Raw genomic sequence first — 25,786 nt, forward strand, 5'->3', positions numbered from 1 at the left:
GGTGACCCTGCGCTTCTATGACACCGCCTCCGCCGAAGTCCGCGACTTCGTTCCCCTCGAAGATGGCAAGGCCAGCGTGTACTACTGCGGGGCTACCGTTCAGGGGATGCCCCACGTAGGGCACGTCAGGTCCGCAATCGCGTTTGACCAACTGACGCGCTGGCTCGAATTCCGTGGGCACCGCGTCACGGTAGTGCGCAACGTCACGGACATCGACGACAAAATCCTGGCCAAGTCCGAGCAATCCTTCGGTCCCGACTGGGCCGCCGAGCCGACAGCGCGGAAGGACGAGGAGTGGTGGGCTCTGGCTTACCGCTACGAGCAGGAATTCGAGAACGCCTACGAATCCCTCGGCGTCCAGCGCCCGACGTACGAGCCACGAGCCACCGGGCACATCCCGGAAATGCATGCGCTGATCCAGCGGCTGATCGACCGCGGCCATGCCTACCCCGCCCTGGACGACTCCGGAGACGTGTACTTCGACGTGCGCTCCTGGAGCAAATACGGATCGCTGACGCGGCAGAACATTGATGACATGCAAGGCGCCCCCGACGCCGACCCTCGCGGCAAGAGGGATCCGCGCGACTTCGCGCTGTGGAAGGGTTACAAAGACGGCGAACCCGTCACTGCCAAATGGGAGTCCCCCTGGGGAGCCGGACGCCCAGGGTGGCACCTCGAATGCTCCGCCATGGTCACCAAATACCTGGGCACGCGCTTCGACATCCATGGTGGGGGATTGGACCTCCGATTCCCGCACCACGAAAACGAGATGGCCCAGTCCCAGGCCGCAGGCGATGAATTCGCCAATTTCTGGATGCACAACGGCATGGTCACCTACGAGGGCGAAAAGATGTCCAAGTCCATCGGCAATACGGTGAGTCCTGCCGAGATGCTTGACCTGGCCTCGCCCCGCGTGGTCCGGTACTACCTTGGCCAGGCCCACTACCGATCCGTACTGGACTATCGACCCACATCGCTGCAGGAAGCAGCGGCCGCCGTCGAACGCATTGATGGCTTTATCGCCAAAGCCGCCGCGAAGGTGGGGCAGCAACTCAGTGAGCCGAAGAGCTACGCCGAGGATGCGCAGGCCGCGATGCCGGCCGCCTTCATCGCGGCCATGGATGATGACCTCAACGTCCCGCAGGCGCTCGGCGTCCTGCACGAGACCGTTCGGGCCGGCAACACAGCCCTGGCTGCCGGGGACCTGGGCGCCGTAAAAGACGCTCTCTCCAGCGTCCACGCCATGACAAATGTCCTTGGCCTGGACGCCGTGAAACGGCCGGAGGCCGTGCAGAGCCGCGAACACGCGGCACTGGAAATTTTGGTGGAAGCGCAGCTTGAGGCCCGCGCCGCAGCCAGGGCCAACAAGGACTGGGCCGCGTCCGACGCCATCCGCGACACCCTCGCGGCCGCCGGAGTCGTCGTCGAAGATGGTGCGGAAGGCGCTACCTGGAGCCTGAAACGCGACTGACAAACCGCCGCCACCGCCGAATTGCATTGGGTCAGTAGACTGGAATGCAGACTCATTAATTTCAAGCAAGGTGGACAGAATGGCCAACCACGGTCGCCCGGGTGCAATCCGCAAGAGCAAGAAGGGCCCCTCCACGGGTACCGGAGGCCACGGTCGCAAGGCCCTCGAAGGCAAGGGGCCCACCCCCAAGGCCGAGGACCGGACCTACCACAAGGCGTACAAGAACAAGCAGCTTTCCGAGCGTTCAGCCGCCAAGCGCGGTCCTGCGCGCCCGGGAAGCGGCGCCCGCTCCGGCCCCAAGGGCCGCGCAACTGAAGAGCTGGTCACCGGCCGCAACTCGGTTGTGGAAGCGCTGCGCGCCGGCATCCCTGCAAAGGCCCTGCATGTTGCCATCCGCATCGAAATGGATGACCGCGTCAAAGAGTCCCTCAAGCTTGCGGCAGAGCGCGGCATCCCGCTTCTGGAAACCGGCAAGCCCGAACTGGACCGCATGACCGAGGACGCAGTCCACCAAGGTCTCGTCCTGCAGATCCCGCCGTACGAGTACGAGGACGCCTACGACCTCGCAGAGACCACCATCGCCAAGTGGAAGAAGGGGCACATCTCCAACGCCCCGATCTTCGTTGCACTCGACGGCATCACCGATCCCCGCAACCTCGGTGCGATCATCCGTTCCGTCTCCGCGTTCAGCGGCCACGGTGTCATCGTTCCCGAGCGCCGGTCCGTCGGCGTCACGGCCTCCGCTTGGAAGACCAGCGCCGGTGCCGCAGTCCGCGTACCCGTGGCCCGCGCGTCGAACCTCAACAACGCGCTCAAGCAGTTCAAGAACATGGGCATCTACGTGCTCGGCCTGGACGGCGACGGCGACGTCTCGCTGCCCGACCTCACCGTAGCCACCGAGCCCGTCTGCATCGTAGTCGGGTCCGAAGGCAAGGGCCTCAGCCGCCTCGTGCGCGAAAACTGCGACCAGATCGTCTCGATTCCGATCGACTCCGCCATGGAATCGCTCAACGCATCCATGGCCGTGGGCATCTCGCTGTACGAGGTCTCGAGGCAGCGCGCAAGCTAATCCGTCAAGGCGCCGCAAGCGCCATCCTCCGCGTGCTGCTCCTCCGTCGCTTTGACGCACGCTTCCGGATGCCCCTTGCGCCGCCCTTGGATGCTCTCTCACTTCCCGCGGGTTTTTGACGGATCTTCTCTCACTTCCTGCCCGTTTTCGGCCAACGCTCTCTCACTTCATGCTGGTGGGGGAGCGTTTGCTGTCCTCTGGAATGACGACGACGGCGGCATCCGGCCCGGGCGGTCCGGTCCCCTTTGACAAGGGGATGTGAGAGAAGATCGGCCAGAAGCCCGCTGGATGTGAGAGAAGATCGGCCAGAAGCCCGCTGGATGTGAGAGAAGATCAGAAGTCGCGGCGGTTGGCCAGGACCGGGAGCTTTTGGCGGGCTTCTTCCACCACGGCGGGGTCGAGGTCGGCGAAGAGGAGGCCGGGTTCGCCGTCGAGCGCTTCCACGACCTGCCCAAAGGGTGACACGACGGCGGAGTACCCGACGCCCGTGGGCGCGGCACCCTTGACCTCAACACCCTGCGTAGCAGGATCTCCTTGGCCGCAGGCAAGCACGAACGTCGTGGTGTCCACCGCCCGGGCGCGGGACAGGAGCTGCCATTGATCGGCCTTTCCCGGTCCGGCTCCCCACGATGCCGCCACGATGTTTACAACGGCTCCGCGCAACGCGTTGGCAGTGAACAATGCGGGGAAACGGATGTCGTAGCAGGTGGCCAAACCAAAGGTGACGCCGCCGACGTCGAACGTCACTGGGTCTGTTCCCGCCTCAACCGTGTCCGACTCAGCGAAGCCGAACGCGTCGAAGAGGTGGATCTTGTCGTAGCTGGTCTCTACTCCGGGGCCTGTGACCAGGAGGGTGTTCCGCACGCGGCGCGCGCCCGAATCTGAAGCTGAGCCAGGCGTGAACATGCCAGCCACGATCACCAACTGAAGTTCGTCAGCCAGCTCGCGCACCCGGCCCGCCCAGGGGCCGTCGAGAGGTTCGGCGATGTCCAGCAGGGAGTTGCCGAACGCGCGCATCATTGCCTCGGGAAAAACGACAAGCTCCGCGCCGCCGTCCTTGGCACGGTGGGCGTACTCCTCCAGAAGCCGCAGATTGTCAGCCAGGTCCCGGCCGGTGATGACTTGAGCGAGTGCAACGCGCACGATTGAACCTCCAGTTCTGTCCAGTCCCAGTATGGCAAGGCTGCCGCCAACACACAGCCGCGGCGACACATTCGGGGGAGCGGATACGGGTGTGCTGTTGCCCGGTCCAGAGCGTTCCAGCACGTGAGCGGCCCGGAACGAGGCCCGCGGCCGGTACGTGCCGGAAATTTGATGTGGTGGGCGCCGTCACACGGGCGGCCAACTCAGCACTCATCCTGTATGGAACTAAACTTGCAAGCAATGGTTATGCCTATTTTGGACCCAGCAGCCGCCCTGGATGCATCGCGCCCCAGGCCCCTCGGACTGAGCGAGCCCCAGCCCGATTTCTTTGATGCCGTCACGCAGCAGACAGACAACGTCAACGTCGCAGTGTTTGCTCCGGACCTGGAACGCGTTGAGGTCGCATACCAAGCGCCCGGTGATGGTTGGCGGGTTCACACCCTTCCCAATCTGGAGGACGGTGTGCACTTTGGCATCGTCAGCGGCATGCCGCCGGGCACGCGGTACGGATTCCGCGCTGCTCCACCCGAGGGCGGGCTGCCGATGTCGGTACCGGCACTGGATGTTGACGACGACGACGAACAGTCCCTGTTGCTGGATCCCTATGGTCGCGCCGTGGATCAGCGGGGCGAGTTCCTTACGAGCGTCCACATGGCAACGGATTTCGACTGGGGCGATGATGCGCCGCCGCGGACGCCGATGCGTACGTCCGTAATCTACGAAGCCCACGTCCGTGGCCAGACGATGCTTCACCCGGACATCCCGGAACACCTCCGCGGCACCTATGCCGGAATGGCACACCCAGTGATGATCCAGCACCTGACTGAGCTTGGAATCACTGCGGTGGAACTCCTGCCCATCCACTTCCACCTGGACGAGTCACACCTCCAGGACCTGGGCATGACGAACTATTGGGGATACAACACCGCGGCCTACTTTGCCCCTCACTCCGACTACGCCACAGAGGCCGCGCGGAACGCCGGTCCCCACGCTGTGCAGGACGAGCTGAAGGGCATGATCAAGTTGCTCCACGCCGCCGGCATCGAGGTCATCCTGGACGTGGTCTACAACCACACCGCGGAAGCCGGACCGGACGGGCCTGCGCTGAGCTTCCGCGGCCTCGCGGAGAAGCGCTACTACCGGCACGATGCGCATGGACGGTATCTGGATACCACCGGTTGCGGCAACACCCTGGACTTCAGTGATCCCGTGGTGGTGGACCTTGCCTTGGATTCACTGAGGTACTGGGTGAATGACTTCCACGTGGATGGCTTCCGCTTCGACCTCGCCGTGACCCTGTGCCGGGACGCGGGCAACCAATTCGACCCCAACCACCCCTTCCTGCAGGCCATTGCCGAGGATCCGGTCCTGTCAGAGGTCAAGCTCATCGCCGAGCCTTGGGACGTAGGTTACGGCGGCTGGCAGACAGGGCGGTTCCCGCCGGGGTGGTCAGATTGGAACGATCATTTCCGCGACGGCGTCCGGCGCTTCTGGCTGTCGGACCGCGCTGCCATTGAAGCCGGTGGCCAAGGCGGCTCAGTCGCGTCGCTGGCTGAGCTGATGGCGGGTTCGGCGAGCCTGTTCGCACCGTCCGGCCGAACGCGCCTGGCCTCGGTCAATTTCATCACGGCTCACGACGGCTTCACGCTCAAGGACTTGGTGAGCTACGACCGAAAGCACAACGAGGCCAACGGTGAGCAGAACCGCGACGGCCACGGAGACAACCGCAGCTACAACCATGGCTTCGAAGGCCGTAGCGAGGACGAAGAAATCGTAGCTGCCCGGGCGCTCTCCGTCCGGAACCTGATGGCCACCTTGTTGTTGTCCATCGGCGTCCCCATGATCACCGCTGGTGATGAGATCGGGCGCACGCAGCACGGTAACAACAATGCGTACTGCCAGGACAATCCCACGGCATGGCTGGACTGGAGCCGGACCCAGGAAGCCAACGCCATGTTCCAGACCACCAGGGAGCTTGTCAGGCTTCGCCGGTGGTTCCTGCGCCACCAGCCTGAGAGCTTCCCCGCCCACGCGAATGATTCCAGCCTGCAATGGTTCGACGACAAGGGAAAGCGCATGACGCCCGCGCGTTGGAATGATCCCAACGCGCGCTCCATTCAGCTCCTGATGGGTCATGAGGACAGCGAAATCCGGGGCCTGATCGTGGTGAACGGCAGCAACCAGGACGTAAAGATGGTGCTTCCCGAGATCCTGAGCGAAACCGGCATCGGCAAGCGTATGTTCGAACTCCGGTTCACAACGTCGGTGCTGCATGAACGCCGGAAGGGTGCGCTGGTGGCGTCGGGCGAGCGGGATATCCTGCAGGCCAACACCATCAACGTTTATCGCACCTAGGAGCCCCTGCATGAAACGGATCAGCAGCAAACTGCTGGCCTTCGGAGCTCTGGTGATTGCCGTCGTCGCGCTTGTGGCCGCAATGGTGGGCGGCGGCCCGCTGACCGCCCCTCAGGAAACGTCAAGCACGCAAACCACGACGGCGGAGCCTGGCTCCGCGTCATCGCCGCCGTCGGTGGCAAACCCCTCTGCGCTGCCCACCATCAACGCCTCGCAGCTTCCCAGGGAAGCGCAACAGACGCTTGCCTTGATTGCGAAAGGCAGGCCCTATCCCTATGACAGGGACGGCGTGAATTTCGGAAACTTCGAGGGACTCCTGCCCAAGAAGTCCAGCGGATTCTATAAGGAATACACGGTCCCAACACCCGGTGAGCCAGATCGCGGCGCTCGCCGAATCATTGTTGGCAAGGACACGGCCAAGTACTACACCGCTGACCATTACGATTCGTTCAAGTTCATCGTCGAAGGCAAGTAGGAGCCCATGAAGATCTATTCCGCAGACACCTGGACCATCGAAGAACTTCAGGAGCAGGTGGCAGACGCCGGTCGCAGGACCATCCTCGTCCCGCCGGCGACAACAAAATCGGGCGTCCTGGAGGTCTTTGGCCAGGTCCTGGACTTCCCGGAGTACTACGGCGTGAACCTGGACGCCCTCAACGACTCCCTGCATGACTTTGCCGACGCCCTGTCCGACGACGACGGCACTCCCGTCACGATGATCTGGCAAGTCCCGGCGGCCTACCGAACGGACCGTTCCTTCGGCGTGGTCTGCGAGATCCTCCAAGACGCGGAGCGCTACGCAGGCCGCGACCTCGCGGTGATTGCGGTCTTCGAAAACTAAATTTCATAAGTCGCAACGCCTCGCCGAATCAAACAACAAAGCCGGATGCCAGTTATCCGGAAGCGTGCGTCAAAGCGACGAAGGAGCAGCACTCGGAGGATGACTGACATCCGGCGGATGTCGTCTGGTTACGGACTAGGCGTTCGCGATCAACCCCAGTTCAGCTTTGGAAGCCAGCGCCGAATGCTTCGGGAACACACGGACGGTGTAGCCGAAGGACCCTGAGCGGTTGATGACCAGGTCGCCGTGGAAGAGGTGGCGTCCACCGCCGAGGTTCTCCAGGGAGTCCAGTTCCGCTACGACGATGTCCTCAAGCTCATCGGATTCCTCGGCACGGCCAAACGCCACCTCCACGGAGACGTCGTCGGGGGTCAGGTCGTGGAGCGCCACGTATGCGTTGACCTGCAGGGTGTCGCCGACCTGGGGTTCTTCGGACACTCCCACCGAGTCGACGTGTTCCACGACGACCTCGGGCCAGGCGCTGCGGACCTTGGAGGTCCAGGCCGCGAGTTCCTTGGCTTCCTTGAACGATTCAGCGGTGGCCCGACGCCCGGCTACTGCCGCGGGGCAGTACAGGTTGTTGACGTAGTCGTGCAGCATGCGTTCGGCTGAGACTGCCGGGCCCAGGTTCGCCAGGGTGTGCTTGATCATGGACACCCAGTGGGTGGGCACGGTTTCGCGGCTGGATTCGGAGGGTCCTGCTGCGCCGGCGCCTTGGGCCACGGTGGTCCCGTAGAAGCGCGGTGCCACTTGGGTTTCCAGCAGCTCATAGAGTGCGGAAGCTTCAATGTCGTCGCGCTCATCTGCGGATGCGCCGTTGTTGGCCGTGGGGATCGCCCACCCGTTTTCGCCGTCGTACATTTCGTCCCACCAGCCGTCCAGGACGGAGAGGTTGAGCGAGCCGTTGATGGCTGCCTTCATCCCGGATGTGCCGCAGGCTTCAAGCGGCCGAAGCGGGTTGTTGAGCCAGACGTCGCAGCCGGGGAAGAGGGTGCGGGCCATGGCGATGTCGTAGTTCGGGAGGAACACGATCCGGTGGCGAACCTCGGGGTCGTCGGTGAACCGGACAAGGTCCTGGATCATTTTCTTGCCGGCGTCGTCAGCGGGGTGCGATTTACCTGCGATGACCAGCTGGATGGGGTGCTTGGGGTCCAGCAGGAGGGCTTTCAGACGCGCGGGGTCGCGCAGCATCAGCGTAAGTCGCTTGTATGTGGGCACCCTTCGGGCGAAGCCGATGGTCAGGACGTCCGGATCCAGCACGCTGTCCGTCCAGCCAAGCTCGGCGTCGGCGGCACCACGTGTCTTCCATGAGGCGCGCAGCCTGCGCCGGACGTCTTCGACGAGTTGGGTGCGCAGTTCCTTGCGGAGCCCCCAAACGTCCTCGTCGCTGACGTTGTAGGCGAGGTCCCAACGGCCCAGGGCTTCGGCTTCTGCGCCGAACTGCTGCCGTGCAAGGGAGGATATCTTTGGGTCCACCCAGGTGGGAACGTGGACGCCGTTGGTCACGGAGGTGATGGGGATTTCGGAGTGGTCGAATCCTGGCCAGAGACCGGAGAACATTTCCCGCGAAACCACGCCGTGCAGCTTGGCTACGCCGTTGGCACGCTGCGCGAGGCGCAGGCCCATGACTGCCATGTTGAAGACGGAAGGGTTGCCGCCGTCGTAGTTTTCCCGGCCGAGTTCCAGGATCCGGTCCACGGGCACCGCAGGGGCGAGCCCGGCTTCGAAGAAGTGCTTGATCTGGAGGGTCTCGAAACGGTCGATTCCTGCCGGGACGGGGGTGTGCGTGGTGAAGACGGTGGATGCACGCCCCGCTGTGAGGGCTTCGTCCCAGGTGAGGGGATCGTTGGCGTCCGACATCGCTTCCTGGATGCGTTCGATTCCCAGGAATCCTGCATGGCCTTCGTTCGTGTGGAAGACCTCCGGCGCGGGCGTACCTGTCAGTTCCTGGTAGACGCGCAGGGCTTTGACGCCGCCCATGCCCAGCAGCAGTTCCTGCTGGAGCCGGTGATCGCCGCCACCGCCGTACAGGCGGTCGGTGATGCCGCGCGCGGCTTCGTCGTTGGAGGGGACGTTGGAGTCGAGCAGCAGCAGCGGAACGCGTCCGACGTCGGCACGCCAGACATGCGCGTGAAGCTCGCGGCCGTTGGGAAGCGGAAGCGAAATGTGCACCGGCTTGCCGGGGACGCCGTCCTTGGAGGGCTGGCGCAGAAGAGTCAGCGGCAGGCCGTCCGGGTCCAGTACCGGATACGTTTCCTGCTGCCAGGCGTCACGGGACAGCGACTGCTTGAAGTAGCCGGCCTGGTAAAGCAGCCCGACGCCGATCAACGGGACACCGAGGTCCGAGGCGGCTTTGAGGTGGTCACCAGCAAGGATGCCCAGTCCACCGGAGTACTGGGGCAGAACCTCCGTGATGCCGAATTCCGGCGAGAAGTAGGCGATGCAGGCCGGAGCTTCTTCACCAAGCCCCTGGTACCAGCGGGGCTCACTGAGGTAGCGGTCCAGATCGGCCGCAGCTTCCTGTACCCGGTTAACGACTTCGCCGTTGCTGGCGAGGTCCTGCAGCTGCTCCCTGCTGATGGACCCCAGGAGGGCGATGGGGTCATGCTGCGCGGCCTCCCAAAGAGCCGGGTTAAGGCTCGCAAAAAGTTCCCTGGTGGGCCGGTGCCAGGACCAGCGCAAGTTGGTCGCCAAGCGGGCCAACGGCCGGATGGGCTCAGGGAGGACGGTACGGACTGTAAATCTTCGAATTGCCTTCACGAGCGCCACACTAACGGACTCACATGGCAGTCGGAACTGGTTTGGGTTTCTTTTAGGTAAAAGTCATCTTGCGTCGCGAAGATGGCTCGTGTGCTTAGCATTCTTGGATTTTTGTCGCTAACGTCGTGGTTGTGACGAATACCTCGCGAACCATGACCGCTTTGAAATCCAAGACGAAAACGGACATCACCGCCGGACTTCGCTTCGGCCGGTTCCCCATCACGGCTGTCCAGCCGGTGGTTGAGGGTGGCCGGTTCCCCGCGAAGGCCCTTCCGGGTGAGGATCTCGCCATCGGTGCGACCGTCTTTCGTGAAGGACATGATCAACTCGGCGTCTCCGCCGTCCTGCTCGATCCCAAGGGCAAGGAGCGCCAGCGGGTCCGCATGGCGCCGGCCAAGGATGAGCGCTGGAAAGGCCTGGACCGCTGGGAGGGTTCGCTCTCGCCGTCCGGCACGGGTGCGTGGTCTTTCGTCATTGAGGCCTGGCATGACCGCTATGGAACGTGGCACCACAACGCTGAAGTGAAAGTGGGCGCCGGCATTGACGTCGAGTTAATGCTCGCCGAGGGTGCAGCCCTCCTTTCGGAGGCAGCAGAGGACGACGCCGGTCGCACCGCTGCGGAGAAGCGCACCCTGCGTGCCGCTTCAGTCGTCCTTGCCGACACCACCAAATCTGCCGAGGAACGCCTTGGTGCCGGTTTCAGCCCCGAGGTGCTGGCCGCCGTCGGACGCGTTCCGATCCGCGAGCTGGTGACGGTTTCGGAGCCGTTCCCGCTGCAGGTGGAACGTGACCTCGCGGGTCGTGGTTCCTGGTACGAGTTCTTCCCCCGCTCCGAGGGCGCGGTTTTGGATCACGCCACAGGTATCTGGACGTCGGGCAACTTCCGCACCGCGGCCAAGCGCCTGGAGGCGGTTGCCGAGATGGGCTTTGACGTTATCTACCTGCCGCCGATCCACCCGATCGGTTTCCAGCACCGCAAGGGACGCAACAACACGCTGACGCCGGGCCCGCAGGATCCGGGCTCGCCGTGGGCCATTGGTTCCAAAGACGGTGGCCATGACGCCATCCACCCGGATTTGGGCACTTTTGAAGATTTTGACGCTTTTGTTGCCCATGCCCGCGAGCTCGGACTCGAAGTTGCACTGGACCTGGCGTTGCAGGCGGCCCCTGACCACCCTTGGGTAACGTCCCACCCGGAATGGTTCACGACGCGTGTGGATGGGTCCATTGCTTATGCCGAAAACCCGCCGAAGAAATACCAGGATATTTACCCCCTGAACTTCGATAACGATCCGGAGGGCCTTTCCAAGGAAATCCTGAGGATCGTGCAGTTGTGGATCAGCCATGGCGTGAAGATTTTCCGCGTGGACAATCCGCACACAAAGCCTGTCTGGTTCTGGGAATGGTTGATTGGAAAGATCAACAAAAAGAATCCCGAGGTAGTTTTCCTGGCCGAGGCTTTCACGCGTCCACCCATGATGCATGCATTGGGCAGAGCAGGGTTCCAGCAGTCGTACACCTACTTCACGTGGCGGAATACCAAGACCGAGCTGGAGCAGTATTTCCATGAGGTCAGCCACGAGAGCGCGGCTTTCTTCCGGCCCAACTTCTTCGTGAACACGCCTGACATCCTCACGGAGTACCTCCAGTACGGTGGTCCCGCGGCCTTCCGCATCCGCGCTGTCCTTGCCGCGACGGCAAGCCCGCTCTGGGGCGTGTACGCCGGTTACGAGCTGTACGAACACGTGGCCCGGCCCGGGGCAGAAGAGTACATCGACAACGAAAAGTACGAGTACAAGGCCAGGGACTGGGAAGGCGCTGCCGCGTCCGGCCGCACGTTGGCTCCGTACATCACCAGGTTGAACACCATCCGCAAGGACCACCTTGCCCTGGGCGACCTGCAGAACCTGACTTTGCACAGCAGCACCGATGACGCAACCATCGTCTACTCCAAGCACAAGACCTTGCCGGACGGCACCAAGGACACGTTGATCATCGTTGTTAACGTGGATCCGCACAGCGCCCGCGAAAGCACGGTTTCCCTGGACCTGGCTGCCCTGCAGCTGGATCCCGCGGACTTCAACGAGGACGGCCGGTTCCTGGTGGATGACCTGATCAGCGGGCAAAGCTGGTGGTGGGGTGAACACAACTACGTCAGGCTCGACGCGCACGTGGAGCCCGCACACATCCTGAGCATCCGGAGGCAGCCTTAGTGAGTTTTTCTCCGCAAAACCCGAGCCAGTACTTCACTCCGAAGAACACCTTCGAGCTGAATGCCCCCGGTCTCCAGCATGATCCGCACTGGTACCGCAAGGCAGTCTTCTACGAAGTACTGGTGCGGGCCTTTGCGGATGCCAACGGGGATGGCTCCGGTGACTTCCACGGCTTGATCGAAAAACTGGACTACCTTCAATGGCTGGGCGTTGACTGCCTCTGGTTGCCGCCGTTCTTCCATTCCCCGTTGCGTGATGGCGGCTATGACATCGCCGACTACACCTCGGTGCTGGACGAGTTTGGCACGATCAGCGACTTTAAGCGCCTCGTGGCGGAGGCGCACGCCCGCGGCGTCAGGGTGATCATCGACCTCCCCCTGAACCACACCTCGGACCAGCACCCGTGGTTCCAGGAATCCCGGAAGGACCCCACGGGTCCCTACGGCGATTTCTACGTGTGGAGCGATACGGATGAGAAGTACCAGGATGCGCGCATCATCTTCGTGGACACGGAGGAATCCAACTGGACGTTCGATCCCATCCGGCGCCAGTTTTTCTGGCACCGCTTCTTCAGCCACCAGCCGGACCTGAACTTCGAGAACCCCAAAGTCGTCGAGGCACTCTATGACGTCATCCGGTTCTGGCTCGACCAGGGAATCGACGGTTTCCGCGCCGACGCCGTTCCGTACCTCTTTGAGGAGGAAGGCACCAACTGCGAGAACCTTCCAGCCACCCATGCCTTCCTCCAGGACCTGCGCAGGATGGTGGATGCCAACTACCCCGGACGCGTGATCATCGCCGAGGCCAACCAGCCGCCCCATGAGGTGGTGGAGTACTTCGGCACCGAGGAAGCCCCGGAATGCCACATGGCCTTCCACTTCCCGATCATGCCCCGGCTCTACTATGCCCTCCGGGACCAGAAGGCGGCTCCGATCATCCAGACCCTGCGGGAGACCCCGGAGATTCCCAAGGGTGCCCAGTGGGGGACCTTCCTACGAAACCACGATGAACTCACCTTGGAGATGGTCAGCGCGGACGACCGCGCTGCAATGCTTGGCTGGTACGCGCCGGACCCCAGGATGCGCGCCAATATTGGTATCCGGCGGAGGCTGGCTCCGCTGCTGGACAATTCCCGGGCTGAGATTGAGCTCATTAACGCTCTGTTGCTCTCCCTGCCAGGCAGCCCTTTCCTCTATTACGGGGACGAAATCGGCATGGGGGACAACATTTGGCTCGATGACCGCGATGCCGTCCGCACACCCATGCAGTGGAACCCGGACAGGAACGCGGGTTTCTCGGGCGCGGACCCGGGCAAGCTGTACCTGCCGGTGATCCAGTCCCTCGTCTACAACTACAGCATGGCCAACGTTGAGGCAGAGGCCGCGCACTCAGGCTCCCTGCTGCGATGGACCCGGCAGATCCTTAGCGTGCGCAGGAACCACCCTGTGTTCGGTTTGGGAAGTTTCCGCCACATCGAAGCGGACCACGAGGCCGTCCTGGCCTATGTCCGGGAACTGCCCGCCGGCAATCCTGAAGGCGAGGACGCGGAGACTATCCTGTGCGTCTTCAACCTTTCGCAGCATCCGGTGGCCGCGACCCTTGATCTGCCGGAATATGCCGGCAGGGGCTTCCGCGACATTTTCGGTGGCCAACCATTCCCGGCCGTTGGGGACAACGGCCAACTAACAGTCATGCTGGGTAGCCACAACTTCTATTGGCTGCGGCTGCGCTCTGCGTTTTCCAACCCCTCATCGCCATTTACCCAGGCGATTCCCGTGGTGTCTACCAAAGGATGAGATGAAAAAGGGAACACTTAACCCCTCGATCGAAAGTCTTCTCCGGAGCTGGCTTCCCACTAAACGCTGGTTCCCGGTGAAGAGCCCCGACTTTGCGCTGGAGCGTGTGGGCGGCTTCACCCTCCCATACCCCGAAGGTAGCGCCGGTTTGCAGGTTGAACTGCTCGCCGTAACGTATCGGACAGCCGACGGCGGTCCCCGGACCGACGTCGTCCAGGTGCCGTTGAGCTTCAGGAGCCAGCCGTTGCCGGATGCTCCCACTGCCTTGCTAGGGGAGATCACGGACCCCGAACTGGGGCTCCGGCTCGTGTACGACGCCGTGTACGACACCGAGTTCATCACGGCGTGGCTGGACCTCATGCGCCGGGAGGCCACAGTGGGTGACGGCCTCGCCGCGGGCCATCTCACCCGCGGCCGTGTGGCCCTTCCGGAAGGACCCACTTCGGTCCGCGTGCTGTCCGGCGAGCAGTCCAACACGTCCGTCATCATTGACGACGGCGGTTCGACGGCGATCGTGAAGATCTTCCGTGTGTTGGCAGCCGGCAGGAATCCCGAGGTGGAGTTGGGCGCTGCGCTGACGGCAGCAGGGACAACCGAGGTGCCCGCAACGTTGGGTTGGATCACAGGTTCCTGGGATGGCCAGGACCCAGGCGGTTCGGCGACCGGCGAGCTCACGGTGGCCCATGAATTCCTGCTGGGGGGACTGGACGCCTGGAGGCTGGCAGTCGAGGCCGCTGCAGCCGGCGCTGATTTCACCAAAGAGGCCCACGAACTCGGTGCTGCAACAGCTACGGTCCACGCCAGGCTCGCGGAAACTTTCGGCACACTGGATGGACAGACGCAGGGCGCCGGCATCATTGCGACCCTGGCCCGGCGTGTCCGCCAGTCATGGGCAGAAGCGGCTTCCGCCGTCGGGCCTTATGAGGGCAACCTCGAAGAGCTGCTGGCCACGCTTCATCCCAGCGATGTGGGCCAGCTGCAACGCGTCCACGGCGACCTCCACCTTGGCCAGATCCTTAAGGTTCCCGGAAAGGCGGGGGCGCCGGGCAGGTGGGCCATCCTGGACTTCGAAGGCGAGCCCCTCCGGACCATTAACGAGCGCAACACTCCCGATCTCCCCTTGCGGGACGTCGTGGGAATGCTCCGTTCCTTCGACTACGCGGCAGGAGCCGCTGTCCGTGAGAACGCCGAAGCCAAGGTGCCCGCAACATGGGCGGATGACTGCTCCACCGCGTTCCTGGCCGGCTACAGCGAAGTCATGCCGGGAACCATTGACCGCCGCTCGCCGCTCTTTGTGGCATTGTGGCTGGACAAGGCCTTATATGAGGTGGTCTATGAGTTGCGGAACCGGCCGGACTGGCTGTCCATTCCGGTCAACGCATCACGGCAAATCCTCGACAACACGAGCCGCGGCAAGCACGCCGCGGCTACAGCGGAAGGTAATGAAATGACAGGCTCTGCACGCACCGAACGGCCCCGAGTTCCCCTGCATGTGGACTCCGAGACCTTGGCCCGCGTGGCAGCTGGAGCCCACCACGCACCACACTCCGTGCTCGGCGCCCACCTGGACGATCACGGCCACGTCACCATCCGGACCGTGAAGCACCTCGCCACGTCGGTAACGGTGGTGACGGAGGCCGGACGCACTGCCATGGAGCACGAGGCCAACGGCATTTGGGCCGCTGTCCTGGATCCGCTGCAACACGGCCATGTGCCGGACTACCGGCTGGAAGTGGTCTACGACGCCGAACCCGTCACCATTGATGACCCGTACCACTACCTGCCTACCGTGGGCGAGGTGGACCTGCACCTGATCGGCGAAGGCCGGCACGAGCGCCTCTGGGATGTCCTTGGCGCCCACGTCCAGCATTACCGCTCTTCGCTGAGTGAAGTAGACGGTGTTTCCTTTGCTGTCTGGGCCCCGAACGCCCAAGCGGTTCGGGTCAAGGGTGATTTCAACGGCTGGGATGGCCGTAGCCACGCAATGCGTTCCCTCGGCTCGTCCGGCGTCTGGGAAATCTTCATTCCCGGGGTTGTAGCAGGGGCGTGCTACAAATACGAGATCCTGACCCGCGGCGGCCACTGGGTTGAGAAGGCGGACCCCTTGGCCTTCGGCACGGAGGTTCCACCGCTGACGGCATCCCGCGTGGTGGACTCCAGCTACCGCTTCAAGGACGCGGAGTGGATGACTGCGCGCGCCGAAAAGGACCCGCACAACTCGCCCATGAGCGTTTACGAAGTCCATTTGGGATCCTGGCGCCTTGGCCTGGGCTACAAGGAGCTGGCCAAGGAACTGGTTGACTACGTGAAGTGGCTTGGTTTCACCCACGTGGAATTCATGCCCGTAGCAGAACACCCGTTCGGTGGCTCGTGGGGCTACCAGGTCACGTCCTACTTTGCGCCCACGTCCAGGTTCGGGCACCCGGACGAGTTCCGTTTCCTTGTGGACTCCCTGCACCAGGCAGGCATCGGTGTCCTGCTGGACTGGGTCCCTGCACACTTCCCCAAGGATTCCTGGGCGCTGGCCCGTTTTGACGGCGAGGCACTGTACGAGCACTCGGATCCCAATCTGGGCGAACACCCGGACTGGGGCACCCTCATATTCGACTTCGGACGCACCGAGGTACGCAACTTCCTGGTTGCCAACGCACTGTACTGGCTCGAAGAATTCCACATTGACGGACTCCGCGTTGACGCCGTGGCGTCCATGATCTATCTGGACTACTCGCGCGAGGAAGGACAGTGGCAACCCAACAAGTTCGGCGGCCGCGAGAACCTCGAAGCAATTTCCTTCATGCAGGAGGTCAACGCGACCGTCTACAAGACGCACCCCGGAGCCGTCACCATCGCAGAGGAATCCACTGCATTCCCAGGTGTAACGGCACCCACCAATCATGGCGGGCTCGGGTTTGGCCTCAAATGGAACATGGGCTGGATGCACGACTCCCTGAAGTACATCTCCGAAGACCCCATCAACCGCAGGTGGCACCACGGCACCATCACGTTCTCCATGGTCTACGCCTTCTCGGAGAACTTCCTCCTGCCCATCAGCCATGACGAAGTAGTCCACGGCAAGGGATCAATGCTTCGGAAGATGCCGGGTGACCGTTGGCAGCAACTGGCAAACCTTCGGGCCTTCTTCGCCTACCAGTGGGCACACCCCGGTAAGCAGCTCATTTTCATGGGCACCGAATTCGGCCAGGAAGCCGAGTGGTCGGAGCAGTACGGACTTGACTGGTTCCTGGCTGACATCCCGGCGCATCGTGGGCTCCAACTCCTGGTCCGCGACCTCAACGACCTATACAAGTCAACGCCTGCACTGCATGTACGCGATAACGAACCCGGTGGCTTCCAGTGGATCAACGGTGGAGACGCCGACCACAACGTGCTGACTTTCATTCGCTGGGACCACGACGGCAAGCCTTTGGTGTGCGCAGTCAATTTCTCGGGGGGCCCGCACAACGATTACATCCTGGGAGTGCCAGAAGCAGGGGAGTGGGTTGAAGTCCTGAATACGGACTCCGGGACCTACGGTGGTTCGGGTGTCATCAATGCCGGAACATTGAAGGCTGCGTCACCGGGGACTGACGGCCAGCCGGCAGCATTGACCGTGACTCTTCCACCGCTGGGAGCCTCGTGGTTCGCGTTGGCTGACTAGTTCCGTGGAACAGGGAGGGTCTGGTGCTTGCCGCTCCGGGCCCTCCTTCCGTGTGTTTCAGGGGTTTCAGAGGTGATGAAGGAGACCTCTGCCAGTGGGCTTTGCCATCTCGCTGGAGTAGGGGTATAGTTAGTACCCGCGCTGGTCCCCGAGTGGAGATCGCCAAGCCGACAAGATACCGCAAGGAAAAATCAAGTCATGCTTGCCGATTTGACTCCGAGAGGTCCAGCCGGTAAGTTTGAAAAGTTGCTCCGGAGCGATCCAGCGAAGGCTGGTGGTACTGCTTTGGAATAGTGACCTGTTGTTTGAGAACTCAATAGTGTGCCAAGTTTGTTGATGCCGATTGTTTTTTTGATTGGTTGAAATTATGGCCAGGCTGCTGCGCACCCCCGTGTGTGGTGGTTTGGTTTTCAGCTGGTTTCGAATTTTGTGCAGCCGTGTTCGCCGTTATTTCCGGTGGGTGTGGTTGTGTCTGTTTGATTTTTTGTTTTCAACGGAGAGTTTGATCCTGGCTCAGGATGAACGCTGGCGGCGTGCTTAACACATGCAAGTCGAACGATGATCCCTGGCTTGCTGGGGGGATTAGTGGCGAACGGGTGAGTAACACGTGAGTAACCTGCCCTTGACTCTGGGATAAGCCTGGGAAACTGGGTCTAATACCGGATATGACCATCTGGCGCATGTCATGGTGGTGGAAAGCTTTTGTGGTTTTGGATGGACTCGCGGCCTATCAGCTTGTTGGTGGGGTAATGGCCTACCAAGGCGACGACGGGTAGCCGGCCTGAGAGGGTGACCGGCCACACTGGGACTGAGACACGGCCCAGACTCCTACGGGAGGCAGCAGTGGGGAATATTGCACAATGGGCGAAAGCCTGATGCAGCGACGCCGCGTGAGGGATGACGGCCTTCGGGTTGTAAACCTCTTTCAGTAGGGAAGAAGCGAAAGTGACGGTACCTGCAGAAGAAGCGCCGGCTAACTACGTGCCAGCAGCCGCGGTAATACGTAGGGCGCAAGCGTTATCCGGAATTATTGGGCGTAAAGAGCTCGTAGGCGGTTTGTCGCGTCTGCTGTGAAAGACCGGGGCTCAACTCCGGTTCTGCAGTGGGTACGGGCAGACTAGAGTGCAGTAGGGGAGACTGGAATTCCTGGTGTAGCGGTGAAATGCGCAGATATCAGGAGGAACACCGATGGCGAAGGCAGGTCTCTGGGCTGTAACTGACGCTGAGGAGCGAAAGCATGGGGAGCGAACAGGATTAGATACCCTGGTAGTCCATGCCGTAAACGTTGGGCACTAGGTGTGGGGGACATTCCACGTTTTCCGCGCCGTAGCTAACGCATTAAGTGCCCCGCCTGGGGAGTACGGCCGCAAGGCTAAAACTCAAAGGAATTGACGGGGGCCCGCACAAGCGGCGGAGCATGCGGATTAATTCGATGCAACGCGAAGAACCTTACCAAGGCTTGACATGAACCGGAAAGACCTGGAAACAGGTGCCCCGCTTGCGGTCGGTTTACAGGTGGTGCATGGTTGTCGTCAGCTCGTGTCGTGAGATGTTGGGTTAAGTCCCGCAACGAGCGCAACCCTCGTTCTATGTTGCCAGCGCGTTATGGCGGGGACTCATAGGAGACTGCCGGGGTCAACTCGGAGGAAGGTGGGGACGACGTCAAATCATCATGCCCCTTATGTCTTGGGCTTCACGCATGCTACAATGGCCGGTACAAAGGGTTGCGATACTGTGAGGTGGAGCTAATCCCAAAAAGCCGGTCTCAGTTCGGATTGGGGTCTGCAACTCGACCCCATGAAGTCGGAGTCGCTAGTAATCGCAGATCAGCAACGCTGCGGTGAATACGTTCCCGGGCCTTGTACACACCGCCCGTCAAGTCACGAAAGTTGGTAACACCCGAAGCCGGTGGCCTAACCCTTGTGGGGGGAGCCGTCGAAGGTGGGACCGGCGATTGGGACTAAGTCGTAACAAGGTAGCCGTACCGGAAGGTGCGGCTGGATCACCTCCTTTCTAAGGAGCTGCTAACAACCGTGTCTGGTTCCCGTGCATGCGGGGGCTGGTGGTTGTCAGTGTTGCCCATTGCGCAGGCGTATGTTCTGCGGTGGGTGCTCATGGGTGGAATATCAACGAATCAAACGTTTGTTTGGCATGGCCTGACCGGTTGTGTCCTGGTGTTAGTACGGCAGTGCGTGCCCCCTTGGGGGTGTGTGTTGTTGGGAACGTGCCGGGGCGTGGTTTGTGTGGGTTGTGTTTGGCGCACTGTTGGGTCCTGAGGCAACAGGACCTTTTTGCAGCAATGCAGGGGGACACAGTTCTGGTGTTTCTTTTGTTCCTGCTTCCGGTTCGTACCGGCACCCTGTGTGGGTGTTGGGGGTCTGGTTGACGGGGTTGTTGTTTGAGAACTACATAGTGGACGCGAGCATCTAGAACACGCACATGTTTGTGTGTGTTCTTACAGCAATTTCTTATGAATGAACCTGGCCCTTTGTGGCCGTGGTTCTCTCGAATAGATGATGCATCGTGAACCGGTGGGCCCCTTTGTTGTGGGTTTGCTGGTTTGTGTGTGGTCAAGTTTTTAAGGGCACACGGTGGATGCCTTGGCATTAGGAGCCGAAGAAGGACGTAGGAATCTGCGATAAGCCTGGGGGAGTTGATAACCGAGCGTTGATCCCAGGATGTCCGAATGGGGAAACCCCGCACAACGCTTTTGGGTGATTGTGTGACCCGCATCTGAACACATAGGGTGCGTGGGGGGAACGCGGGGAAGTGAAACATCTCAGTACCCGCAGGAAGAGAAAACAAGAGTGATTCCGTTAGTAGTGGCGAGCGAACGCGGATCAGGCTAAACCGTTTCCATGTGTGATAGCCGGCGGGCGTTGCATGGGCGGGGTTGTGGGACTTTCCGTACTGGTTCTGCCGGACCGGTGAGGTGAGGTGCAGGCATAGGTGAACGGTCTTGAAAGGCCGGCCAGAGAGGGTGTGAGCCCCGTAACCGTAATGTTGTGTACCGCCTGGAGAGGATCCCAAGTAGCACGGGGCCCGAGAAATCCCGTGCGAATCTGTCAGGACCACCTGATAAGCCTAAATACTTCCTAATGACCGATAGCGGACCAGTACCGTGAGGGAAAGGTGAAAAGTACCCCGGGAGGGGAGTGAAACAGTACCTGAAACCGTGTGCTTACAATCCGTCGGAGCAGTCGTGAGTAATCACAAGTAACTGTGACGGCGTGCCTTTTGAAGAATGAGCCTGCGAGTTAGTGTTACGTCGCGAGGTTAACCCGTGTGGGGTAGCCGTAGCGAAAGCGAGTCTGAACAGGGCGAGTGTAGTGGCGTGATCTAGACCCGAAGCGGAGTGATCTACCCATGGCCAGGTTGAAGCGACGGTAAGACGTCGTGGAGGACCGAACCCACTTCAGTTGAAAATGGAGGGGATGAGCTGTGGGTAGGGGTGAAAGGCCAATCAAACTCCGTGATAGCTGGTTCTCCCCGAAATGCATTTAGGTGCAGCGTTGCGTGTTTCTTGCCGGAGGTAGAGCTACTGGATGGCCGATGGGCCCTACAAGGTTACTGACGTCAGCCAAACTCCGAATGCCGGTAAGTGAGAGCGCAGCAGTGAGACTGTGGGGGATAAGCTTCATAGTCGAGAGGGAAACAGCCCAGACCACCAACTAAGGCCCCTAAGCGTGTGCTAAGTGGGAAAGGATGTGGAGTTGCGAAGACAACCAGGAGGTTGGCTTAGAAGCAGCCATCCTTGAAAGAGTGCGTAATAGCTCACTGGTCAAGTGATTCCGCGCCGACAATGTAGCGGGGCTCAAGTACACCGCCGAAGTTGTGGATTTCACACGGTACCCTAGCCTTCGTGGTTCAGGGGTGTGGAGTGGTAGGGGAGCGTCGTGTGGGCAGTGAAGTCGCGGTGGAAACCAGCGGTGGAGCCTACACGAGTGAGAATGCAGGCATGAGTAGCGAAAGACGGGTGAGAAACCCGTCCGCCGAATGATCAAGGGTTCCAGGGTCAAGCTAATCTGCCCTGGGTAAGTCGGGACCTAAGGCGAGGCCGACAGGCGTAGTCGATGGACAACGGGTTGATATTCCCGTACCGGCGAAAAACCGCCCATGCCAAGCGGGGGATACTAACCGCCCGGAGCCTGCCCGCCCACCCTTGTGGTGTGTGGGTTTTGGCCGAGCGCGGGACCTGATCCCGGGAGGTAAGCGTATTAACAGGTGTGACGCAGGAAGGTAGCCGGGCCGGGCGATGGTTGCCCCGGTCCAAGGATGTAGGGTCAGGGATAGGCAAATCCGTTCCTGTGTGTTTCGAGCACGATCCTGAGATCTGATGGGACTCCCGTTCGGGGGGATCCGGTGATCCTATGCTGCCTAGAAAAGCATCGACGCGAGGTTTTAGCCGCCCGTACCCCAAACCGACACAGGTGATCAGGTAGAGAATACCAAGGCGATCGAGAGAATTATGGTTAAGGAACTCGGCAAAATGCCCCCGTAACTTCGGGAGAAGGGGGGCCTGCCCCGTGATGGAGACTTGCTCTCCGTGAGCGGGTGTGGGCCGCAGAGACCAGGGGGAAGCGACTGTTTACTAAAAACACAGGTCCGTGCGAAGTCGCAAGACGATGTATACGGACTGACTCCTGCCCGGTGCTGGAAGGTTAAGAGGACCGGTTAGCCCCTTGTGGGCGAAGCTGAGAATTTAAGCCCCAGTAAACGGCGGTGGTAACTATAACCATCCTAAGGTAGCGAAATTCCTTGTCGGGTAAGTTCCGACCTGCACGAATGGAGTAACGACTTCCCCGCTGTCTCAACCATAAACTCGGCGAAATTGCAGTACGAGTAAAGATGCTCGTTACGCGCAGCAGGACGGAAAGACCCCGAGACCTTTACTATAGTTTGGTATTGGTGTTCGGAGTGGCTTGTGTAGGATAGGTGGGAGACGTTGAAGCCCGGACGCCAGTTCGGGTGGAGTCATCGTTGAAATACCACTCTGGTCACTTTGGACATCTAACTTCGGCCCGTGATCCGGGTCAGGGACAGTGCCTGATGGGTAGTTTAACTGGGGCGGTTGCCTCCTAAAAAGTAACGGAGGCGCCCAAAGGTTCCCTCAGCCTGGTTGGCAATCAGGTGTCGAGTGTAAGTGCACAAGGGAGCTTGACTGTGAGAGAGACATCTCAAGCAGGGACGAAAGTCGGGACTAGTGATCCGGCGGTACATTGTGGAATGGCCGTCGCTCAACGGATAAAAGGTACCTCGGGGATAACAGGCTGATCTTGCCCAAGAGTCCATATCGACGGCATGGTTTGGCACCTCGATGTCGGCTCGTCGCATCCTGGGGCTGGAGTAGGTCCCAAGGGTTGGGCTGTTCGCCCATTAAAGCGGTACGCGAGCTGGGTTTAGAACGTCGTGAGACAGTTCGGTCCCTATCCGCTGCGCGCGCAGGAAATTTGAGAAGGGCTGTCCTTAGTACGAGAGGACCGGGACGGACGAACCTCTGGTGTGTCAGTTGTACTGCCAAGTGCACCGCTGATTAGCTACGTTCGGATGGGATAACCGCTGAAAGCATCTAAGCGGGAAGCTCGCTTCAAGATGAGATTTCCATACACAATACGTGTGAGAGGCCCCCAGCCAGACCACTGGGTTGATAGGCCGGATGTGGAAGCGAGGACCAAAGACTCGTGAAGCTGACCGGTACTAATAGGCCAACAACTTACACCACACACAACACACTGCACGCGTCCACTATGTGGTTCCCGAACAACAACCGTTCCAGGAACCAACAACTGAATACACAACACCACAGTTGTAACCACACAGTCTTCCCACCCCACACCCCAAAACCGGTGCGCGGGACGGGTAACAAGGTTACGGCGGTCATAGCGTGGGGGAAACGCCCGGTCCCATTCCGAACCCGGAAGCTAAGACCCACAGCGCCGATGGTACTGCACCCGGGAGGGTGTGGGAGAGTAGGACACCGCCGGACACACATTAGGTAGAGACCCCCAACCCACACAGGGTTGGGGGTCTCCCGCATTAAAGCGACTGCATTCAAACGAGAAAAAACAGACCAACTCAAGACAAGCCCCGACCACCACAGCCGGGGCTTGACCCATTTAACCCGTGTTTAGCTATGCCCCGTGTTTAGCCGTTCCAGAACCCATCGAGTTGCTCCGCCAGTGTTCGGCCTTGGTCGTAACCGGCATGCGCAGCTGCCGGACGTAACGACAGGTCCATTGCATTGGCTCCGAACATGTGCTCGGAGCTGCCCTCCGGGAAGATTGTTTCGACCCGGCTGCCGCCGGCACGTAATTCGTCGACCTGCGCGGCGAGATGCAGGCCCCACTCCAGCGGAGTCCGTGTTCTGCCCCCAAATGGTGACAGCACCAGGACGCGTGCGTATACCGAAGCCAGGTCCGCATTCTCGGCGTTGGATCGGTAACCGCCGTCAATGTATCGGCTGTCACCGATGCTGTAGGCGAACCCACTGGCGCAACTGGCGGCTACAGCATCCACCAGTTCCACTCCGCTGTGACGATCGAACTGGACCGGCTGACCCGTTACGGCGTCCACGGCAGTGATGAGCACTGTTCGCTGGGGCCATTGCAAACTTGGGAGTCGGGAGGCAACTGTTGCACGCCACTGTCTTTGCCTTGATTCGTCCGCACTAGCAGGCAGCTCGAGCGCTGCAGCGCCCATCTTGCGACGCATATCGGCAGGATCCTTCGACGCCTCAATGATCTTTTGTGTTCGTTCCAATTGATCCACCACACGCCGCACTGGACCGGACCGGACTGGACTGGATTGTGCTGGACCGGACTGTGCTGGACCGGACTGTGCTGGACTGGGCTGTGCTGGACCGGACTGTGCTGGCCAGGACTGCGGCGGCCGTGGCTGGGGTGGCGCGGCAAGGATAGCTGTATACAGTTCTGACGGGCTCGCGCCAGCTATCTGTGCCGCTGCGGTGGAGCCAGCCGATGTGCCCACCGTCAAGTCGGCCGTGGTCACATCCAAGCCGGCATCCAACATTCCTGCGATGACGCCGATCAGCCACGCATTGCCCGTGGATCCACCGCCACCAAGCACCAGCGCTCGTCCGGCTGTTTGCCCGGGAATCGTGGCGGGTGTTTCCCGCGGCTGGTCCTGGGCAGACCGTGGCTGCCCGGAAGTGGTGGTCGAGGTGCCGGGCAGGGTTGAAAAAGGTGTTGTGTTCATGGGAGTCGCCTTTCGCGAATTGCCTCTGTGGCGCTCCCGTTGGCGACTAGCTGAGTCGCGAGATCGTGTCCTGCGGGGGAGCACCCATTTCGGATACTGCGTTCATGGGTCTCACCTCCTGTTGATAGATCACGATCAACGGGACTCTAACACCGCGCTGACAAGCTGCGCAACAAAGCCATGCTCCAGCAGCCGGGGTGGACATGGTTGCCGGGGGAAATGCGCGTTTCGGCCCCGGTAGAGTTGGTGGTCATGGACAGTATTTTCAGTCATCCCGAGCCGGAGCCTGAGCCCTCGTCACAGGACACCAACGACCTCGAACCCCTGGTGGTGACAGTGGTGGTGCCAACCAGCGTTTCACATGCCTTTTTGGGTTTTACGGACCATCCCCATCTGTGGTGGCCGCTTGAGGAGGAGAGTGTGTTCGGCGCGGGATCACACGTGGAATTCGAGGAGAACCTGATCCTGGAGACGGCCGAGGACGGGCGCACTTCGGTTTGGGGAACCATCGATGACTGGCAGCCGCCGTTGTCCTTCCATGCAAGCTGGTATCCGGCGAGCACGCCCCTCTGGTCCACGGAATTGAGGGTCTCGTTCAGGGCGGTTGAGGGTGGCACGGAGGTGCGGTTGGTTCATGACGGTTGGGAAGGTGCAGAGGATCCTGCTGCCAGCCGGGCATCGTATGCGGAAGGTTGGCCTCGCGTCCTGGAACGCTATGTACGGTTCATGGGCGGGACAGTTGCCTAGGGTCAGGCGACTTCGTGCTGAGGATTGGTCACTCCTGAAGAAAGTCCGGCTGGAAATGCTGACGGACACGCCCATGGCTTATGTCGAAAGCCTGGAGGCAGCGCGACGGCAAACGGATGCGCAGTGGCAGGAGCGGACTGCCGCCATGGCCGGCGATTCCAGCGTGACGTTGGTGGCTGACGGCGGCGTGGATGGAAGTCCGTTCTGTGCACTGATGAGGGTTGTCGTGAAACATCCTCAAGACCCGCAGAAGCCCCTTCAGGCCATGCTGATAAGTGTCTACGTTGCCCCCGAACATCGAGGTTTGGGGTTGGCTGATGAACTCCTTCACGAGGCGTGCGAGGCTGCCCGGGTCGATTTGGGTGCCAAGGTCTTGGAGTTGGGCGTCCACGAGGACAATACTAGGGCGCTGGCTTTCTACCGGCGGCACGGTTTCAACACGACAGGGGACAGTCGGCCGTATCCGCAGGACACGTCCAAACGGGAACTGGTCATGGAAAAGGTCCTGGAGCAGTAGC

Annotated in this window: 13 protein-coding genes and 3 rRNA genes; 13 read left to right on the forward strand and 3 right to left on the reverse strand. The window is 61.1% G+C overall.

The window, feature by feature from the left end; translation table 11 throughout:
- The first annotated feature begins 1 nt into the window (after position 1).
- Both cysS and rlmB read left to right on the forward strand, forming a co-directional pair.
- Positions 2–1,471: a cysteine--tRNA ligase gene (cysS, locus tag LDN82_RS04435; RefSeq protein ID WP_224166495.1), complete on the forward strand. Its 1,470-nt coding sequence runs from the start codon at positions 2–4 to the stop codon at positions 1,469–1,471.
- A 79-nt stretch (positions 1,472–1,550) separates the two neighbouring features.
- A complete protein-coding gene (gene rlmB / locus LDN82_RS04440) occupies positions 1,551–2,540 on the forward strand; it encodes a 23S rRNA (guanosine(2251)-2'-O)-methyltransferase RlmB (RefSeq protein WP_224166496.1) in 990 nt (329 codons plus the stop codon).
- Between the two features lie 333 nt (positions 2,541–2,873).
- Here the strand turns inward: rlmB and LDN82_RS04445 are convergent, their stop codons facing one another.
- Complete coding sequence (locus LDN82_RS04445; RefSeq protein ID WP_224166497.1) at positions 2,874–3,683, reverse strand: carbon-nitrogen hydrolase family protein; 810 nt, start codon at positions 3,681–3,683, stop codon at positions 2,874–2,876.
- Positions 3,684–3,923: 240 nt separating this feature from the next.
- Here LDN82_RS04445 and glgX point away from each other — a divergent pair, with 240 nt between their 5' ends.
- Genes glgX through LDN82_RS04460 form a run of 3 tightly spaced genes read left to right on the forward strand, consistent with a single transcriptional unit; the run spans position 3,924 to position 6,879 of the window.
- Complete coding sequence (gene glgX / locus LDN82_RS04450; protein ID WP_224167459.1) at positions 3,924–6,038, forward strand: glycogen debranching protein GlgX; 2,115 nt, start codon at positions 3,924–3,926, stop codon at positions 6,036–6,038.
- A gap of 10 nt (positions 6,039–6,048) precedes the next feature.
- Positions 6,049–6,513: a ribonuclease domain-containing protein gene (locus tag LDN82_RS04455; protein WP_224166498.1), complete on the forward strand. Its 465-nt coding sequence runs from the start codon at positions 6,049–6,051 to the stop codon at positions 6,511–6,513.
- 6 nt (positions 6,514–6,519) lie between these two features.
- Positions 6,520–6,879: a barstar family protein gene (locus LDN82_RS04460; protein ID WP_224166499.1), complete on the forward strand. Its 360-nt coding sequence runs from the start codon at positions 6,520–6,522 to the stop codon at positions 6,877–6,879.
- 135 nt (positions 6,880–7,014) lie between these two features.
- On the opposite strand, the gene glgP is transcribed toward LDN82_RS04460, so the two are convergent.
- The gene (gene glgP, locus LDN82_RS04465; RefSeq protein ID WP_224166500.1) at positions 7,015–9,639 is read right to left on the reverse strand and encodes an alpha-glucan family phosphorylase; all 2,625 of its coding nucleotides are present in this window, start codon (positions 9,637–9,639) and stop codon (positions 7,015–7,017) included.
- 152 nt (positions 9,640–9,791) lie between these two features.
- Between glgP and LDN82_RS04470 the strand changes: the two genes are divergently transcribed.
- From LDN82_RS04470 to rrf, 6 genes are all read left to right on the forward strand, one after another.
- Positions 9,792–11,852 (forward strand): alpha-1,4-glucan--maltose-1-phosphate maltosyltransferase, encoded by a 2,061-nt coding sequence (locus tag LDN82_RS04470; protein ID WP_224166501.1) that lies wholly within the window; start codon positions 9,792–9,794, stop codon positions 11,850–11,852.
- Positions 11,852–13,648: a maltose alpha-D-glucosyltransferase gene (gene treS / locus LDN82_RS04475; protein WP_224166502.1), complete on the forward strand. Its 1,797-nt coding sequence runs from the start codon at positions 11,852–11,854 to the stop codon at positions 13,646–13,648. Before LDN82_RS04470 ends, treS begins: the two co-directional genes overlap by 1 nt.
- Position 13,649: 1 nt before the next feature.
- Positions 13,650–17,306, forward strand: a complete 3,657-nt coding sequence (locus LDN82_RS04480) for a 1,4-alpha-glucan branching enzyme (RefSeq protein ID WP_224166503.1) — start codon at positions 13,650–13,652, stop codon at positions 17,304–17,306.
- Between the two features lie 490 nt (positions 17,307–17,796).
- Positions 17,797–19,319 (forward strand): 16S ribosomal RNA (locus tag LDN82_RS04485).
- Positions 19,320–19,874: 555 nt separating this feature from the next.
- Positions 19,875–23,028, forward strand: a 23S ribosomal RNA gene (locus tag LDN82_RS04490).
- Between the two features lie 147 nt (positions 23,029–23,175).
- A 5S ribosomal RNA gene (gene rrf, locus LDN82_RS04495) occupies positions 23,176–23,292 on the forward strand.
- Together the 16S, 23S and 5S rRNA genes form the textbook arrangement of a ribosomal RNA operon.
- 158 nt (positions 23,293–23,450) lie before the next feature.
- Here the strand turns inward: rrf and LDN82_RS04500 are convergent.
- Positions 23,451–24,521, reverse strand: a complete 1,071-nt coding sequence (locus LDN82_RS04500; RefSeq protein ID WP_224166504.1) for a patatin-like phospholipase family protein — start codon at positions 24,519–24,521, stop codon at positions 23,451–23,453.
- A 252-nt stretch (positions 24,522–24,773) separates the two neighbouring features.
- Here LDN82_RS04500 and LDN82_RS04505 point away from each other — a divergent pair, with 252 nt between their 5' ends.
- Both LDN82_RS04505 and LDN82_RS04510 read left to right on the forward strand, forming a co-directional pair.
- Positions 24,774–25,268: an SRPBCC domain-containing protein gene (locus tag LDN82_RS04505; RefSeq protein WP_224094486.1), complete on the forward strand. Its 495-nt coding sequence runs from the start codon at positions 24,774–24,776 to the stop codon at positions 25,266–25,268.
- Positions 25,269–25,341: 73 nt separating this feature from the next.
- Complete coding sequence (locus LDN82_RS04510; RefSeq protein ID WP_224094487.1) at positions 25,342–25,785, forward strand: N-acetyltransferase; 444 nt, start codon at positions 25,342–25,344, stop codon at positions 25,783–25,785.
- Position 25,786: the final 1 nt, after the last annotated feature.

This window comes from Arthrobacter sp. StoSoilA2 (assembly GCF_019977195.1).
Lineage (GTDB): Bacteria > Actinomycetota > Actinomycetes > Actinomycetales > Micrococcaceae > Arthrobacter.